Consider the following 15,999-nt stretch of genomic DNA (forward strand, 5'->3'; position numbering starts at 1 on the left):
CAGGGGGAAGCGGCCGTGAAGCAGCGCACCGACGAAGAGCATAACGCCAAGATGAAGAAGCTTCAGGTCGCCCAGGCCAAGAAGCTTGCCACCAAGACGGTCGAGAAGGGCCTGATCATCGTCCATACCGGGCCGGGCAAGGGCAAGACCTCCGCCGCGCTCGGCATGGCGGTGCGCGCGATCGGGCACGGCATGAAGGTGGGCATGGTGCAGTTCGTGAAGGGCGCGATGGCCACCGGCGAGAAGGCGGTGTTCGACCGCTTCCCCGACCTGATCGAGTTCAAGCCGATGGGCGAGGGCTTCACCTGGGACACGCAGGACCGCAGCCGCGACATCGCGGTGGCGCGCGAGGCGTGGGAGGAAGTGAAGCGGATGATCGCCGACCCCGAATACGCGATGGTGATCGCCGACGAGCTCAACATCGTGCTGCGCTACGATTATCTGCCGACCGAGGAAGTGCTTGAGGCGCTCGCCGCCAAGCCCGAGATGAAGCACGTCATCATCACCGGCCGTAACGCGCCCCAGGCACTGATCGACGCCGCCGATCTCGTCACCGAGATGGCGCAGGTGAAGCACCCCTTCCGCGAGCAGAACGTCAAGGCGCAGGCGGGGATCGAGTTCTGATGCGTCCCCCGCGCCTCCCCCTGGCTGCTTCCCGGCGAAAGCCGGGGCCCAGGGCCTCAAGCGGTGCAGCAGGGAAACCCTGGGCCCCGGCTTTCGCCGGGGAACGGATAATTCTTGCCTTGCCGCTGCTCGCCCTAGGTGGTGCCGCACTCTGGGCCGCCGCCCCTTCGCCAACCCCTCTCCCCACAACCAAGCCCAAGCGGATCGTCTCGCTCAACCTGTGCGCGGATCAGCTGATCCTCGCGCTCGCCGATCGCGACCAGATCGCCGGACTCACCCGCAACGCCACCGACACCGAGATGTCGGGCGAGGCCATGAAGGCGCGCGGCCTGCCGGTGCTCAAGAACTCGGCCGAGCAGATCCTCGCAATCGATCCGGACCTGGTCGTCGGCATGCCGGCAAAGCGCAGCGCCGCGATGCGCGCGCTCAAGGGCCACAAGTACAACATGCTGGACCTAGAGACCGCCAATACGGTCGACGAGATCTATGCCTCGATCCGCCAGACCGCAGTGGCGGTCGGCCATCCCGAGCGCGGCGAAGCGCTGGTCGCGCGCATGCAGGCGGCACTGGCCAGGATCGGCAAGCCCGGCGGCGGCAAGGTCGCGGCCTATTACCAGCGCCGCGGCTTCATGACCGGCACCGGCACGCTGATCGACGACCTGATGCAGCGCATGGGGCTGGTGAACCTGGCCGCCAAGCTCGACAAGCCGCCGCTCTCGCAGCTCAGCCTCGAGGAGATGGTCGCGGCCCAGCCCGATTACCTGATCGTCGAAAGCGCGACCGACAAGATCGCCGACCAGGGCACCGAGATGCTGCACCACCCGGCGATCGCCAATATCCCGCGCATCTCCATCCCCCAGGCATGGACCGTGTGCGGCAGCCCCGCCTATGTCGAGGCCGCCCAGGGGATGGCAGCCCAACTGACCCGTTATCAGGATCGGACCCACGCCCGATGACCCTATCCCGTCCCTTGTTGATCGGCGGGCTGCTCGCCCTCACGCTCGTCGCCGCGATCGGATCGCTGCTGTTCGGCCCGGTCCATCTCTCGCTCGCCCGGATGCTCGCCGCCTTTACCGGGCATGGTGACCGCATCGCCTCCACCATCCTGCTCGAACTGCGCCTGCCGCGCATGCTGCTCGGCCTCGGTGTCGGCGCGATGCTCGGCCTGGCCGGTGCCGCGCTGCAGGGTTATCTGCGCAATCCGCTCGCCGAACCGGCGGTGCTCGGCACTTCCAACGCCGCATCGCTCGGCGCAGTGGCAGCGCTCTATTTCGGGCTGGCCGAGCTGCACCCGATCGCGCTGCCGGTGCTTGCGGTGCTGGGCGCATTGCTGTCGCTGGTCGGCCTGTCCGCACTCGCCGGACGCTCGGAAAGCCCGCTCACCCTGATCCTCGCCGGCATCGCCATCGCGACGCTGGCGACGGCGGGAGTCAGCCTCGCGCTCAACCTCTCGCCCAATCCCTTCGCGGCGATGGAGATCATGACCTGGCTGCTCGGCAGCCTGGAGAACCGCTCGTTCGAGCATGTCTGGATCGCCTATCCCTGCATCGCGATCGGCGCGCTGCTGCTGTTCTGGGACGGCCGTGCGCTCGATGCGCTGACGCTGGGCGAGGACGGCGCGCAGGCGCTGGGCGTCGATATCCAGCGCACCCGCATCCGCCTGCTGCTCGGCACCGCGATCGGCGTCGGCGGCGCGGTGGCGGTATCGGGCGCGATCGGGTTCGTCGGGCTGATCGTCCCGCATCTCGTCCGCCCGCTCACCGACCGGAGTCCCTCGGCGATCCTGCTGCCCTCCGCGATCGGCGGCGCGGCCCTGCTCACCTTCGCCGATCTCGCCGTCCGCCTGATCGACACCAAGAACGAGCTCAAGCTCGGCGTCGTTACCGCGTTCCTCGGCGTACCGGTCTTCCTGATCCACCTGATGCGGGAGCGCCGCCTGTGGTGAACATCCGTCTCGAACAGGTCGGCGTGTCGCTCGGCAAGCGCCATGTCGTCCGCAGCGCCAGCGCGGGTTTCGCGCCCGGCACGCTCACCGGCATCGTCGGCCCGAATGGCGCGGGCAAGTCCACCCTCGCCCGCGCCATGCTGGCGCTGGTGCCGCACAGCGGCAGCATTCTCGTCGACGACACGGAAGTCGCGACGATGCCACGCGCGGAGCTGGCCAGGCGCGTCGCCTATCTCCCCCAGGGCCAGACCCTGCACTGGCCGCTCACCGTGGAGAGGCTGATCGAGCTGGGCCGTCTGCCGCATCTCGCGCCGATGTCGCGGATCAGCGACGCCGACACCGCCGCGATCGAGCGGGCGATCACGCGCGCCGACGTCGCGGATCTGCGCGACCGGGTCGCCACCGAGCTTTCGGGCGGCGAGCGGGCCCGCGTGCTGCTCGCCCGCGCGCTTGCGGTCGAGGCCCCGGCGCTGATCGCCGACGAGCCGCTCGCCAGCCTCGATCCCGGTCACCAGATCGACGTGATGGAACTGCTCCAGTCCGAGGCACGCGCCGGCGGGCTGGTGATCGCAGTGCTCCACGACCTGACCATGGCCGCGCGCTATTGCGACCGGCTGGTGCTGATCGACAGCGGCACCGTCGTCGCCGACGGCACGCCCGCCGAAGTGCTGACGCCCGCCAATCTCAAGTCGGTCTACGGCATCGAGGCGAAGGTCGAGCTCAGCGGCGACTGGCCGACGATCACGACCCTGGGCCGCAGCCGATGACCGATCCCGCCTTCTACCGCGCGCAGGGCTATGCCGCCCTGCCGTTGTTCGATCGCGCGCTGGTCGAAGCCGCCCAGGCCGACATCGCCGAGCATATCGACCGGCTGTCGCACGCCTTCTACCTGCCTTTCGACAAGAGCTGCCCCGACGCACCGCTCGCCGAACGGCTCGACCGGATCTATGCGAGCGACCGCAGCCAGGCGAACCTGCTGCGCGTGGCGATCTGCACCGATGCGCATCGCGGCCCCCGGCTGCAGGAGATCGCCAACGATCCGCGCCTGCTCGCCGAAGCCCAGCGGCTCAGCGAGCGCGAACTGGCCGGCAAGGTCGTCCGTATCCGTGCCAGCATCGCCAGCTTCCCCGAGCACCGCCATGCCTGGCACTCCGACGTCGCCCGTGACGACGGCACCTCGTGCGGGCAGGTCTGGACCACCGCCTGGATTCCGCTCTGCGACGCCGGGCCCGGCAATGGCGGGCTGGAGATCATCCCCGGCCGCCAGCCCGCGCCGCTCGCCAGCGAGACCGACCAGGGCCTTCGGATCACCGACGAGGCGATCGCCGGCATGCCCCGGCTCCAGCCCGAATGTCCGGCGGGCACCGTGCTGTTCCTCGATCGCTTCACGCCGCACCGCACGCTGCCGGCCAACAAGGCACGCTTCGCGCTTGTCGTCTGGATGAAGGCCGCCTAAGGGCAGCGCCGCGACAGGTTCCCCGGAGACGGGGATGAAAAGGGAACGGGAAAACCCCGGCTGCCCCTGCAACTGTAAGCGGTGAGTCATCGGCCATTTGCCATTGGGTGTTGCAGCCCGAGAAGGCGGCCGACCGGCATCGACCCGCGAGCCAGGAGACCTGCCCGTCGCGGTCGTCTTTCGTGCGGACAGGGTGTGCCGGACGGACGGGGGTGAACCCGAGCGACGACAAGGTTGGCCGCGCGCATGCGCGGACGCTGTCGTGCGCGCCCAGGCGGCCCAGGCAGCGTTCGCGCGTACCCGGCATGTCGATTGGGTCGAATAATGCTGAAGTCCGTTTTCCGTCTCTCCGTGTCCGTCCTCGCCCTCGCCGCGGCTCCCGCCGCCTTCGCGCAGCAGGCCGCCGCGCCCGATGCCGCCGCAACCGAGAGCAATGACGACATCGTCGTCACCGCCACCCGTGCGCCGGTGAACATCGATCAGGTCCCGGCCTCGATCACCGTGCTCGACAAGGCCGCGATCGATCGCAGCCAGGATGTCGGCGCGACCGAACTCCTGCTCCGCACGCCCGGCATCAGCATCTCGCGCAACGGCGGCTATGGCACTTCGACCTCGCTGCGCATCCGCGGCGCCGAGCCCGACCAGACCGTGGTGGTGATCGATGGCGTGAAGCTCAACGATCCCGCAGCCACCGGCGGCGGCTATAACTTCGCCAACATGCTGATCGGTGACAGCGCGCGCATCGAAGTGCTGCGTGGCCCGCAGTCGATCCTGTGGGGCAGCCAGGCGATCGGCGGCGTGGTCAACATCGTCACCGCCACGCCCGAAAAGCCGCTCGAGGGCAGCTTCGACATCGAAGCCGGCTCGCGCGAGACGGTCAGCGCCCGCGCCGCGATCGGCGGCAAGACCGGCCCGCTCGCCTGGCGCATCGGCGGCCAGCGCTTCACCACCGCCGGCATCTCGGCGATCGCCCCTGAATTCGGCGGCAAGGAAGCCGATGGCTACACCAACAGCAGCGCCAGCGGTCGCGCGGAGCTGACGCTGACCAGCAACCTCAGCGTCGAGGTCCGCGGCTATTATTCGAACGGTCGCACCGAGATCGATTCGACCAGCGGCGACAACAGCGACTATTCGACCAACGAGGAGTTCGTTGGCTATGCGGGCATCAACCTGTCGCTGCTCGACGGCCGGTTCCGCAACCGCTTCGCCTATGCCTATACCGACACCGATCGCGACAGCTATGGCCCGACCCGCGCGCGTCCGCTGAGCTTCGAGTCCGACGGCAGGAACAAGCGCTTCGAGTACCAGGGCAGCTTCGCGTTCACCAAGCAGATCTCCGCGGTGTTCGGCCTGGAAAACGAGAATTCGGACTTCCGCAGCCGCTCGCCCGCGGCATCGCTGGCGACCCCGCTGCCGGCCTTTGCGCGCGGCGAAGCCGAGCTCACCAGCGCCTATGCGCAGCTCAGCGTCGAGCCGATCACCGGCCTGACCCTGAACGGCGGCATCCGCTATGACGATCACAGCCGCTTCGGCGGGCAGACGCTGTTCCAGGCCGGCGGCGTGTGGCGCTCGTCCTGGGGCACGATCGTCCGCGCGAACTATGGCGAAGGCTTCAAGGCACCCTCGCTGTACCAGCAGTTCAGCGAGTATGGGAACACCGCGCTCGACCCGGAACAGGCCAAGGGCTGGGAAGCCGGCGTCGAGCAGCAGCTGTTCGGCCGCAAGCTGGTGTTCGGCGCGACCTATTTCGAGCGCAAGACCACCAGCCAGATCATCTTCAACAGCTGCACCACGACCTCGACCGCGCCGCTCTGCTTCGTGCCGGGCAGCACCACCGTGCGCCGCTTCGGCTATTATTCGAACGTCTCGCGTGCCGAAGCACATGGCATCGAAGCATCGGGCGCGCTCAACCTGGGTGGCTTCACCCTCGACGGCAACTACAGCTGGACCGTCGCCGAGGATCGCTCGGCCGGCACCGCGACCTTCGGCAAGTGGCTGCCGCGCCGCCCGCAGAACACCGCGAACGGCTCGATCAGCTATGCCTTCCCGTTCGGCCTGACCACCGGCGCGGCGGTGCGCTGGGCAGGCCACAGCTTCGACAATGCGGCGAACACCACGAAGCTCGACGACTATACGCTGGTCGACCTGCGCGCCGAGCTGAAGGCCGGCGACAATCTCAGCGTGTTCGCCCGCGCCGAGAACCTGTTCGACGAGAAGTACATGACCGCCTATCGCTACGGCACGCTGGGCCGCAGCATCTATGCCGGCATCCGCGGGCGCTTCTGATGGGAGAAGGCAATATGACGCAGGCACGCGCATCCACGCTGTGGATCATGCTGCTCACCCTGGCGAGCATGGCGACCAGCTTCGCCCTTGCCTGCACGGCCCCGGTGGCGGCGCTCGCCGCACTGGCGGCAGTGCACATGCGCCGGCGCGACGGAATCGCGCTGGCGCTCGCCGCCTGGGGCGCCAACCAGGCGGTGGGCTTCCTCGTCCTTCACTATCCGCATGACCCGAAGACGCTGCTCTGGGGCGTCGGGCTCGGCACCGCGGCGGCCGGATCGGCGATCGGCGCCTATGCCGCGCTCGGCCGGCTCCGGATCCAATCGACCGTCGCGAAGCTGGCCATCGCCTATGTCGCGGCGTTCGTTGCCGGCAAGCTGGTCACCTTGTGCTGGGCGGCGATTCTGGGCGGCGTGGCGATCACGCTCCACCCCGGCTATTCGCTCGACCAGTTCCTGCGCAACGGTGCGATCCTGATCGGGCTCTATGCCTTTTACCGGCTGCTGGTCGCGCTCGGCGTGCCGGCGCCGGGCGGCAAGCTGGCCACCGCCTGATGCTTACCCGCGTCGCGGACGGCCCGGCGGTCGTCGCCTGCAACACCTGTCGCCATTCCGCGGACTCACGCGAGGATGGCGCAGGGGTGCGCGGCGGCGCCCGGCTGGTCGCGACGCTCCGGGCCGTGCAGGCGGAGGATCCGCGCTATGCCGGTGTCGCGGTGCAGGAAATGCCGTGCCTGTTCGCCTGCACCGATCACTGCACCATCCACCTGCGCGCACCCGACAAGGTCGGCTATGTCCTGGGCCGTTTCACGCCGGACGAGGACAGCGCGCGCGCCATTCTCGACTATGCCGTGCAATATGCGGCAAGCGAGCATGGCCGTGTCCCCTATTCCGCCTGGCCCGAGGGAATTAAGGGCCATTTCATCACGCGCACCCCGCCCCCAGGATTCGTCGCAGAATGATCTTCGCCTCGCCCGCCGATTTCCGTGTCGCACTCGCCGATCTTTGTGTTCCGGACGAAGGCGCGATCGCTGCGGCGCGAGCACGCCAGGCCGAGCTGACCAAGCCGGCAGGCTCGCTCGGCCGGCTCGAGGATCTCGCGGTCTTTATCGCCGGCTGGCAGGGCGATCCGCGCCCCAGGATCGGGCGTGCCCGTACCGCGATCTTCGCCGGCAATCACGGCATGACCGTCCACGGCGTCAGCGCCTTCCCGGCCAGCGTGACCGTACAGATGGTCGCCAATTTCGAAGCGGGCGGCGCGGCGATCAACGCGCTGTCCGGCGCGGCCGGCCTTGAGCTCGAGGTGATCGCGCTCGATCTCGACACCCCCACCGCCGATTTCACCATCGCCCCGGCAATGACCGAGGCGGAGTGCCTTGCCTCGCTCAACGCCGGTGCGGCCGTGGTGGCCAGCGACCTCGACCTGCTCACCGTGGGCGAGATGGGCATCGGCAATTCCACCGCCGCCGCCGCGCTCTGCCTGCGCGCCTTTGGCGGCACCGCGGCCGAGTGGATCGGCCCGGGCACCGGCGTCGATGCCGAGGGTATCGCCCGCAAGACCGCGGTCGTGGAGCAGGCACGCGCCTTCCACGCCGATGGGCCGGCGGACGCCTTCGAGACGTTGCGCCGGGTCGGCGGGCGCGAGATCGCGGCGATCGCCGGTGCAGTGTTGCACGCCCGGCAGCTCGGCATCCCCGTGGTGCTCGACGGCTTCATCAGCAGCGCGGCCGTGGCCCCGCTCGCGGCCGACAATGTCGAGATCACCGACCATTGCATCGCCGGCCATGTATCGGCGGAACCCGGCCATGTCCGGCTGCTCGCCAGGCTCGGCCTGGATCCGTTGCTCGAACTCGGCATGCGGCTCGGCGAAGGCAGCGGCGGTGCCCTCGCCGTCAACCTGATCCGCTCGGCACTGGCCGCGCACAACCAGATGGCGACCTTTGCCGAGGCACAGGTCGCCGCCAAGCTGTGACGCCCTGGACACTGCATCTGCTGCGCCACGGTGCACCGGCCTTGCCCGGACGGCTGATGGGGCGCACCGATTGCGGATCGACACCCGAAGGCATCGCCGCCTGCGTCGCGCGTGCTGCCGGTCTGGATATCGAGCACATCGTCAGTTCCGATCTCCAGCGCGCGCGTCACGCCGCCGCGGCGATCGCCGACGCCGGCAGGATCTGGCCGGCTATCGACCCGCGCTGGCGCGAACTCGATTTCGGGGCCTGGGACGGTTTGGCACCGGACGAGGTCGAGTCCGGCGCGATGCTGCGCTTCTGGGAAGACCCCGACGCCAATCCGCCACCCGGCGGCGAGCGCTGGTCGGAGCTGGTCGCGCGCGTCTCTGCCGCCATTGCCGCACTCGAACCCTCGCCCACGCTGGTCGTCACCCATGGCGGCGCGATCCGCGCGGCGCTGCACCTGCTGTGCGGCTTCGGCCAGCACAAGCTCTGGGCCTTCGACCTGCCCTATGCGGCTTTGGTCTCGCTGCGCGTATGGCCGGGCGAGAAGCCGAGCGCCCAGATTTCCGGGCTCGTCACATGAAGGGCCTGATCGTCGCGATCCAGTTCCTGACGCGACTCCCGACTCCGCGCCTGTCGGTGAGCGGCGCCGAGTTCGCGGCATCGATGCGCTGGTTTCCCGCGGTCGGGCTGATCCTCGGTGCGCTCGTCGCGGGCGGATGCTGGCTCGGCGCCGCGATCGATCCCTGGACAGGCACGCTCGCCGGCCTGGTCTTGTGGGTAGCGGTCACCGGCGCGCTGCATCTCGACGGGCTCGGTGATATCGCGGATGCCGCAGGCGCCGCGCACAAGGACCGAGACCGTGTCCTCTCGGTGCTCTCCGATCCGCATATCGGCAGCTTCGGCGCGGTGGCGATCGGCGTGCAGCTCATCGCCAAGCTGGTATTGCTTCACGCCCTGGTCGCGACCGGTGCCTGGCTGGCCATCGCGCTGGTCCCGTTCGCGGCGCGCATCGCCCCGCTGTTCTGGACGCGCTGGTTGCCCGACTTTCATGCCGGTCTCGCCTCGCGCTTCCGTGACGCGGTGCGCCCGATCGACCTTTCGATTTGGAGCGTGACGCTGCTCGCTGCCTGCTGGTTCTCCCCCAGCCTGCTCGCCGCCCCGCTGCTGTGGTTCGGCTGGGCCGCCTGGCTGTGGCGCAAGCTCGGCGGCATCTCGGGCGACGGCCACGGCGCCGGGATCGAGCTGACCGAAAGCGGCCTGCTGCTCGCCGCGCTTCTGCTGGTCCGCTTCGCATGAGCGCGAGCTGGACCTGGCACGGCGGCGGCGTGGAAGCCGCCCGCGCGCATTTCGGCGGCGAGGACTGGGTCGACCTTTCGACCGGTATCAACCCCCATCCCTGGCCCGGCACCGACGCCATCGCCATCGCCATCGCCATCGACTGGCAGCGCCTGCCCGAACGGCACGAACTCGCGACGCTGGAAGCCGCCGCCGCCGACTATTTCGGGATCGACCCGCGCCATGTCTGCGCGGTACCCGGCACCGAAATCGGGCTGCGGCTCGCGGGTAGCCTTGTCGGCGGCGGCGCCCACTATGCCGTGCCGACCTATCGCACCCATGGCGAGATGATCGCCGGCGCAATCCCGACGCCACTCGACGCGGCCGGTACCGGCACGCTGATCCTCGCCAACCCCAACAATCCCGACGGCCGCGCGCTTTCTCCCGAGCAACTCCGCGGCCTGCTCGCCCGCCGCGAGCCCGGCGCCTGGCTGCTGCTCGACGAAGCCTTTGCCGATACCGACCCCGCGCTGAGCCTCGCCGATCATGTCGACGATGCCCGCCGCCTGCTGGTTTTCCGCTCCTTCGGCAAGTTCTTCGGACTGGCCGGCGTACGGCTCGGCTTCGTCCTCGGCCCCAGCCCGATGCTCGACGCGATCCGCGCGGCGCTTGGCGCCTGGCCGGTCTCCGCTGCCGCGATCGCGATCGGTACCGCGGCCTATCGCGATCAAGCCTGGGCCGAGGCCATGCGCGCTCGGCTCCGGAATGACGCCACCGCACTCGACGCCGTGCTTGCCGGTACCGGACACACCGCAATCGGTGCCTGCCCGCTCTTCCGCCTGATCGAAGTGCCGAGCGGCATCGCGCTGTTCGAGCAGCTCGCACGCCACGCCATCCTGACCCGCCCCTTCGCCGAGCAGCCGCACTGGCTGCGCATCGGCCTGCCCTCGACGGGCGAAGCGCTCGTCCGGCTCGAAACCGCGCTTCGTGGCTGAGCCGGTCGCCCTCGCCGCGCTCGCGCTCGACGCCACGCTGGGCTGGCCCGGCAAGCTCTATCACCGGATCGGCCATCCGGTCGGCCTGTTCGCAGCGATCATCGGCACCTGCGAGAAGCTATGGAACCGCCGCGAGCGCGGCTTCGCGGCCCGGCGCACGCTCGGTGTCCTGACAGTCCTGCTGCTCGTCATCCTGATCGGTGGCACTGCCTGGCTCCTCCAGAGCCTGTTGCTGCGCCATCTCGGCACCTGGGGCTGGCTCGCCGTCGCGCTGCTGGCCTGGCCGGCCCTCGCCCAGCGCAGCCTGTTCGACCATGTCCGCCCGGTCGCCCGGGCCCTGTCCACGAACGACCTGCCCGAAGCCCGCCGCGAAGTCGGCAAGATCGTCGGCCGCGACACCGCGCAGCTCGACGCACCCGGCATCGCCCGCGCCGCGATCGAGAGCCTGGCCGAGAGCTTCTGCGACGGCGTCGTCGCCCCTGCCTTCTGGTTGCTGCTGCTCGGCTTGCCCGGGGTGTGGACCTACAAGGCGATCAACACCGCGGATTCGATGATCGGCCACCGCGAGGAACGCTGGCGCGCATTCGGCTGGGCTGCGGCGCGCAGCGATGACCTGCTCAACCTGATCCCCGCCCGCCTGTCCGGCCTGCTGCTCTGCCTCGCCGCACCGGGGGGCTGGCGGACATTGCTGCGGGACTCGCACAAGCACGCCTCGCCCAATGCCGGCTGGCCGGAGGCAGCGATGGCGGGCGCCTTGGGGCTGCGCCTTGCCGGCCCGATCGCCTATGACGGCGCGGTGCAGAACAAGCCCTGGATCGGCGACGGCCGCAGCGACGCCAACGCAGGCGACATCGCCCGCGCGCTGCGCCTCTATGTCCGCGCCTGCCTCCTGCTCTGGATCATCGCGGGGATCGTCGCATGGGCGCGCTGATGCTGCAGGGCACCGGCTCCGATGTCGGCAAGTCGGTGCTGGTCGCCGGGCTCTGCCGCGCCTTCGCGAATCGCGGGCTCACCGTACGCCCGTTCAAGCCGCAGAACATGTCGAACAACGCCGCGGTGACCAGCGACGGTGGCGAGATCGGCCGCGCCCAGGCGCTCCAGGCAATCGCCTGCCGGGTGCCCCCCCATACCGACATGAACCCGGTGCTGCTCAAGCCCCAGGCCGATCGCACCTCGCAGCTGATCGTCCACGGCAAGGTGCGCGGCACGCTCGGTTCGGGCAACTTCCGTCAGGCGCGCGGCAGCCTGATCGGCGAGGTGCTGGAGAGCTATCAGCGCCTCCGCAGCCAGTGCGACCTGGTCGTGGTCGAAGGCGCCGGCTCCCCGGCGGAGATCAACCTGCGCGCCGGCGACATCGCGAACATGGGCTTTGCCCGCGCCGCCAATGTGCCGGTGGTGCTGGTCGGCGATATCGACCGGGGTGGCGTGATCGCCGCGATCGTCGGCACCCGCGCGGTGATCGAGCCCGAGGACGCCGCGATGATCCGCGGCTTCCTGATCAACAAGTTCCGCGGCGATCCCGCGCTGTTCGAGGACGGCTATCGCGCGATCGAGCAGCGCGCGGGCTGGCGCGGCTTCGGGGTGATCCCCTGGCTGCCCGCAACGGTCCGCTTGCCGAGCGAGGATGCCGTCGTTCTCGATCGCACCGCGGCCCGGGGCGAGGGCCGCAAGCTGGTCGCCTGCCCGATCCTGCCGCGCATCGCCAATTTCGACGATCTCGATCCATTGAAGCTCGAACCCGGCGTCGAGCTGGCGATGATCCCGCCCGGCACGCCGATACCGGGCGACGCCGCGCTGGTCGTGCTTCCCGGCTCCAAGGCGACGATCGCCGATCTCGCCTTCCTTCGTGTCCAGGGCTGGGACGTGGACATCCTGGCGCATCATCGCCGCGGCGGCGCGGTGCTCGGCCTGTGCGGCGGCTACCAGATGCTCGGCCGCACGGTTGCCGATCCGCTCGGGATCGAGGGACCGCCGGGCGAAGTCGCCGGTCTCGGCCTGCTCGATGTCGAGACCAGCCTCGCCCCCGCCAAGATATTGCGCCACGCCAGCGGCACCGCGCTCGGCGCGCCGGTCACCGGCTATGAGATGCACATGGGCGAGACGACCGGCCCGGACACCGCCCGTCCCTTCGCCGATCTCGACGGTCTCGGCCCCGAAGGCGCGGTCAGCCGCGACGGGTCGGTGATGGGCAGCTATCTCCACGGCCTGCTCGCCACGCCCGGAATGCGCACAGCATTGCTCGCCCGGATCGGCGTGGCCGGCGCGGGCCGCGACTATCAGGCGGACGTCGATGCCGCGCTCGACGAGATCGCCGCAGAGCTCGAGCGTCATGCCGATATCGACGCGCTGCTCCAGCTTGCCCGGGAGGCCCAATGACCAGGTTGTTCGTCCTTGGCGGCGCCCGCTCGGGCAAGAGCCGCTATGCCCAGCAGCGCGCCGAGGCGCTGACCGGCAATCATATCTTCATCGCCACCGCCGAGGCATGGGACGAGGAGATGGCCGATCGCATCGCCCGCCACCGCGCGGACCGTGACGCCCGCTGGCAGACGGTGGATGCCCCCCGCGATCTCGTGGCTGCACTCGACGCCGCCAGCGGCACCGGCGCGGTGGTGCTGGTCGATTGCCTGACGCTCTGGGCCAGCAACCTGCTGCTCGCCGATACCGATATGGATGCCGCCACCGTGGCGCTGGCCGAAGCCGTCGCCCGGTTCGACGGAGCGCTGATCCTCGTCGCCAATGAAGTCGGCCTCGGCATCGTCCCCGACAATGCCCTTGCCCGCCGCTTCCGCGACGCCGCCGGGCGGATCAACCAGGCCGTGGCAGCGACCGCCGACGAAGTGATGCTGGTGGTCGCGGGCCTGCCGATGCGCGTCAAGTAACCCTTTCGGAGTGCTGGAGCGCTCCGGGGCGGCGTGATATTCCAGAGATGCTGCTTGGGGAGTTCAACATGGCGTCGCCGATCAAGATCCTGCTCCAGACCACGATCCCGCCGGTCGAGGATGACTGGAACATCAGCCGCTTCTCGATGCTCCACGCGCATCTTGCCGGCCTGACCGACGAAGATGGCGCGCCGCTGTTCGAAGTGACCGCGCGTGATCGCACCGCCCCTGGCACGCCCGACCCGGTGCTCTCGACCCTCGACGATTCCGATTTCGACCAGCTCTGGCTGTTCGCGGTCGATACCGGCGACGGGCTGGCCGACGAGGACTGCGCCGCGATCAGCCGCTTCCGCGAAAAGGGCCGCGGCCTGATGGTGACGCGTGACCATATGGATCTGGGCTGTTCGGTCTGCTCGCTCGGCGGCGTCGGCGCGGCGCATTATTTCCACACCCACCATCTCGATCCGGACGAAGCGCGCAGGGTGATCGACGATCGCGAGACCAGCTATATCTCCTGGCCCAACTATCATTCGGGCGCGAACGGCGATTTCCAGGAGATCGCGATCCTCGGCGATGCCCATCCGGTGCTGCGCGACGATGACGCCCCCGGCGGCCTGATCCGCTATTTGCCCTCGCACCCGCATGAAGGCGCGGTCGGTGCGCCGGCGGACGATCCTTCGGCCCGCGTCGTCGCGATCAGCACCAGCAAGGTCAGCGGCAACGCATTCAACATCGCCGTCGCCTTCGAGCCTTCGGATCAGGGCGGCCCGGCCTGGGCGGAATCGACCTTCCACCATTTCGCCGATTACAATTGGGATCCCGCCAAGGGCTGCCCGACCTTCGTCAGCGAGGCGCCCGGCAACGCGCTGGCCGCATCGCGCGAAGCCCAGGCGTCGGTCCGCAACTATGTGCGCAACCTGGCACTCTGGCTGGCCGGCCAGCTGCCGATCGACGAGCGCGCCCAGCAGCTCGATCGTGAGCTCGACGAAGCGCTCGAGGAAAGCTTCCCCGCGAGCGACTCCCCCGCGATCTACTGATCCGCGGTCCTGCCCGGTGGCGCGACGGCGACGAGGAACGCGACCGCGCTGCCGATGCAGAGCTGGAACGGGAAGGCAAGGTGCGCAAGCGCCCCGGGCAGGCCGATCTTGCCCGCGATCGCCGGCTGGAGCAGCAGCACCACGAAGAAGCCGGCGATCAGCGCGGCGATCACCGATCCGGTCGTCCCGCGCGGCGTAAAGATCGCGGTCATGTAGACGCCGATCAGCCCGGCATAGGCGAACACCATCACCGACAGCGCGAATTCGAGCAGCCCGAGCTTCGCGTAATGCTGCCAGTAGAAGGACAGCACCGCGACGATCAGCATCGCCACGCCGATCACGCCCATGCCCGCGCGTCCCGCCTGGACATAATGATGCTCGGGCACTTCGCTCCGCCCGGCCCGCCATGGCCGGTAGAAGTCCTCGATCAGCACCGACGACATCGCGTTGAGCGCCGAGTTGGTCGTCGCCACCGCCGCGGCGATGATCCCGGCGGTCACCAGCCCACGCAGGCCAGGCGGCAGCTGGGTGAGGATGTAGTGCATGAAGATGCTGATCTTCTCGCCGTCAAAGGCAAGGCTCGCGCCCGCCGTCGCACCGCCCATCAGCTCGGGCCGGTCGTAGAAGACATGGAGCAGCAGCCCGATCGTGATGAACAGCGCCACCACCGGCACCGTCGCGATCACCGACCAGTAGAGGCTGCGCGCGCCGGTCTTGGCGTCCTTGCAGGCGAGCAGGCGCTGGGTGGTGTCCTGGTCGAGTCCCGAGGACGCGATGTAGAGCAGCGCGATGCCGGTCACGATCGCCAGCAGCGAGAAGGGCTTCGACAGGTCGGTGGTCAGGTCGAACAGCCGCAGCTTGTCCGCCCCGTTCGGCGCATGGGCGAGGCCCTGCAGGATCTCGGCATTGGTCGCCGGAATGCCCGCGCGCAGATAGACCAGCACCGCGACCGCCGATCCGACGAAGATCACGAACTGGACCAGGTCGATCCACAGCACCGACTTGAGCCCGCCGACAAAGGTCGAGAGGAAGGCAGCGGCAACAAGCACGGTAGCTGCGATGAAGATGCCCTGCGCGCTCACCGTGCCGGTCATCACCATCGCGATGGCAATGGCGGCGAGATAGATGCGCGCGCCGCCCGCCAGCACCCGGCCGAACAGGAACATGCCGCCCGCCCAACGCGTCGCCAGCGGCCCGAAGCGCTGGCCGAGCAACTCGTACACCGTCGTCACCCGCGCCGCGTAGAAGCGCGGGATCAGCACATGCGCGACGAAGATCGCGCCGATCAGCCCGCCCAGATTGGTGCCGAGATAGGTGAAGTCGCCGTGGTAGCCGAAGTCCGGCGCGCCGAGGAATGTCGCCGCCGATTGCGTGGCGGAAAGCACCGAGATCGCGGCGAGCCAGGCGGGCACATTGCCGCCGGCGAGGAAATACTCCTTCGCCGTGCCGGTATGGCGCGGCGTGAACAGCCAGCCACCGGCGATCAGCACCGTCAGGTAGAGGAGGATGACGACCCAGTCGGTCAGGCTGAAAGGCAGGTGCATCGCG

Annotated in this window: 17 protein-coding genes and 1 riboswitch; of the genes, 16 read left to right on the forward strand and 1 reads right to left on the reverse strand. The window is 69.3% G+C overall.

The genetic code is table 11. The annotated features are described in order from the left end of the window. Positions 1 to 15 precede the first annotated feature (15 nt). The 16 genes from cobO (at position 16) to HNP52_RS02050 (ending at position 14,451) form a co-directional block, all read left to right on the forward strand. On the forward strand, positions 16 to 624 hold the full coding sequence (gene cobO, locus HNP52_RS01975; protein WP_184161735.1) for a cob(I)yrinic acid a,c-diamide adenosyltransferase: 609 nt from the start codon (positions 16 to 18) through the stop codon (positions 622 to 624). A 119-nt stretch (positions 625 to 743) separates the two neighbouring features. Further along, entirely contained in the window at positions 744 to 1,580 is an 837-nt protein-coding gene (locus tag HNP52_RS01980) for an ABC transporter substrate-binding protein (protein WP_260395862.1), read from the forward strand. Further along, a complete protein-coding gene (locus HNP52_RS01985) occupies positions 1,577 to 2,569 on the forward strand; it encodes an iron ABC transporter permease (RefSeq protein WP_184161741.1) in 993 nt (330 codons plus the stop codon). The genes HNP52_RS01980 and HNP52_RS01985 overlap by 4 nt, the downstream gene beginning before the upstream one ends. After that, complete coding sequence (locus HNP52_RS01990) at positions 2,563 to 3,336, forward strand: ABC transporter ATP-binding protein (RefSeq protein ID WP_184161744.1); 774 nt, start codon at positions 2,563 to 2,565, stop codon at positions 3,334 to 3,336. The genes HNP52_RS01985 and HNP52_RS01990 overlap by 7 nt, the downstream gene beginning before the upstream one ends. Further along, the gene (locus HNP52_RS01995) at positions 3,333 to 4,025 is read left to right on the forward strand and encodes a phytanoyl-CoA dioxygenase family protein (RefSeq protein ID WP_184161747.1); all 693 of its coding nucleotides are present in this window, start codon (positions 3,333 to 3,335) and stop codon (positions 4,023 to 4,025) included. The genes HNP52_RS01990 and HNP52_RS01995 overlap by 4 nt, the downstream gene beginning before the upstream one ends. Continuing rightward, positions 4,024 to 4,208: riboswitch (cobalamin riboswitch) on the forward strand. It overlaps the preceding gene by 2 nt. Positions 4,209 to 4,349: 141 nt before the next feature. Beyond that, positions 4,350 to 6,311 (forward strand): TonB-dependent siderophore receptor, encoded by a 1,962-nt coding sequence (locus HNP52_RS02000; protein WP_184161750.1) that lies wholly within the window; start codon positions 4,350 to 4,352, stop codon positions 6,309 to 6,311. A 14-nt stretch (positions 6,312 to 6,325) separates the two neighbouring features. Beyond that, a complete protein-coding gene (locus tag HNP52_RS02005) occupies positions 6,326 to 6,862 on the forward strand; it encodes a hypothetical protein (protein ID WP_184161753.1) in 537 nt (178 codons plus the stop codon). Further along, positions 6,862 to 7,269 carry a DUF1636 domain-containing protein gene (locus tag HNP52_RS02010; RefSeq protein ID WP_184161756.1) on the forward strand — a complete coding sequence of 136 codons (408 nt, stop codon included), beginning with the start codon at positions 6,862 to 6,864 and terminating at the stop codon, positions 7,267 to 7,269. Before HNP52_RS02005 ends, HNP52_RS02010 begins: the two co-directional genes overlap by 1 nt. Beyond that, positions 7,266 to 8,279 (forward strand): nicotinate-nucleotide--dimethylbenzimidazole phosphoribosyltransferase, encoded by a 1,014-nt coding sequence (gene cobT, locus HNP52_RS02015; protein WP_184161759.1) that lies wholly within the window; start codon positions 7,266 to 7,268, stop codon positions 8,277 to 8,279. Before HNP52_RS02010 ends, cobT begins: the two co-directional genes overlap by 4 nt. Next, complete coding sequence (locus HNP52_RS02020) at positions 8,276 to 8,845, forward strand: histidine phosphatase family protein (protein WP_184161761.1); 570 nt, start codon at positions 8,276 to 8,278, stop codon at positions 8,843 to 8,845. Before cobT ends, HNP52_RS02020 begins: the two co-directional genes overlap by 4 nt. After that, the gene (locus HNP52_RS02025; RefSeq protein WP_184161764.1) at positions 8,842 to 9,561 is read left to right on the forward strand and encodes an adenosylcobinamide-GDP ribazoletransferase; all 720 of its coding nucleotides are present in this window, start codon (positions 8,842 to 8,844) and stop codon (positions 9,559 to 9,561) included. The genes HNP52_RS02020 and HNP52_RS02025 overlap by 4 nt, the downstream gene beginning before the upstream one ends. Continuing rightward, positions 9,558 to 10,535 (forward strand): aminotransferase class I/II-fold pyridoxal phosphate-dependent enzyme, encoded by a 978-nt coding sequence (locus tag HNP52_RS02030; RefSeq protein ID WP_184161767.1) that lies wholly within the window; start codon positions 9,558 to 9,560, stop codon positions 10,533 to 10,535. Before HNP52_RS02025 ends, HNP52_RS02030 begins: the two co-directional genes overlap by 4 nt. Beyond that, positions 10,528 to 11,466, forward strand: coding sequence for an adenosylcobinamide-phosphate synthase CbiB (cbiB, locus tag HNP52_RS02035; protein WP_184161770.1), 939 nt, complete (start codon positions 10,528 to 10,530; stop codon positions 11,464 to 11,466). The genes HNP52_RS02030 and cbiB overlap by 8 nt, the downstream gene beginning before the upstream one ends. Beyond that, positions 11,454 to 12,911 carry a cobyric acid synthase gene (locus HNP52_RS02040; protein ID WP_184161773.1) on the forward strand — a complete coding sequence of 486 codons (1,458 nt, stop codon included), beginning with the start codon at positions 11,454 to 11,456 and terminating at the stop codon, positions 12,909 to 12,911. Before cbiB ends, HNP52_RS02040 begins: the two co-directional genes overlap by 13 nt. After that, positions 12,908 to 13,414: a bifunctional adenosylcobinamide kinase/adenosylcobinamide-phosphate guanylyltransferase gene (gene cobU / locus HNP52_RS02045; RefSeq protein WP_184161776.1), complete on the forward strand. Its 507-nt coding sequence runs from the start codon at positions 12,908 to 12,910 to the stop codon at positions 13,412 to 13,414. Before HNP52_RS02040 ends, cobU begins: the two co-directional genes overlap by 4 nt. 68 nt (positions 13,415 to 13,482) lie before the next feature. Then, complete coding sequence (locus HNP52_RS02050) at positions 13,483 to 14,451, forward strand: hypothetical protein (RefSeq protein WP_221416077.1); 969 nt, start codon at positions 13,483 to 13,485, stop codon at positions 14,449 to 14,451. Here HNP52_RS02050 and HNP52_RS02055 read toward each other — a convergent pair. Beyond that, on the reverse strand, positions 14,445 to 15,995 hold the full coding sequence (locus tag HNP52_RS02055; protein ID WP_184161779.1) for a sodium:solute symporter: 1,551 nt from the start codon (positions 15,993 to 15,995) through the stop codon (positions 14,445 to 14,447). The genes HNP52_RS02050 and HNP52_RS02055 overlap by 7 nt on opposite strands. Positions 15,996 to 15,999: the final 4 nt, after the last annotated feature.

This window comes from Sphingomonas kyeonggiensis (assembly GCF_014204495.1).
Classification (GTDB): Bacteria; Pseudomonadota; Alphaproteobacteria; order Sphingomonadales; family Sphingomonadaceae; genus Sphingomonas; species Sphingomonas kyeonggiensis_A.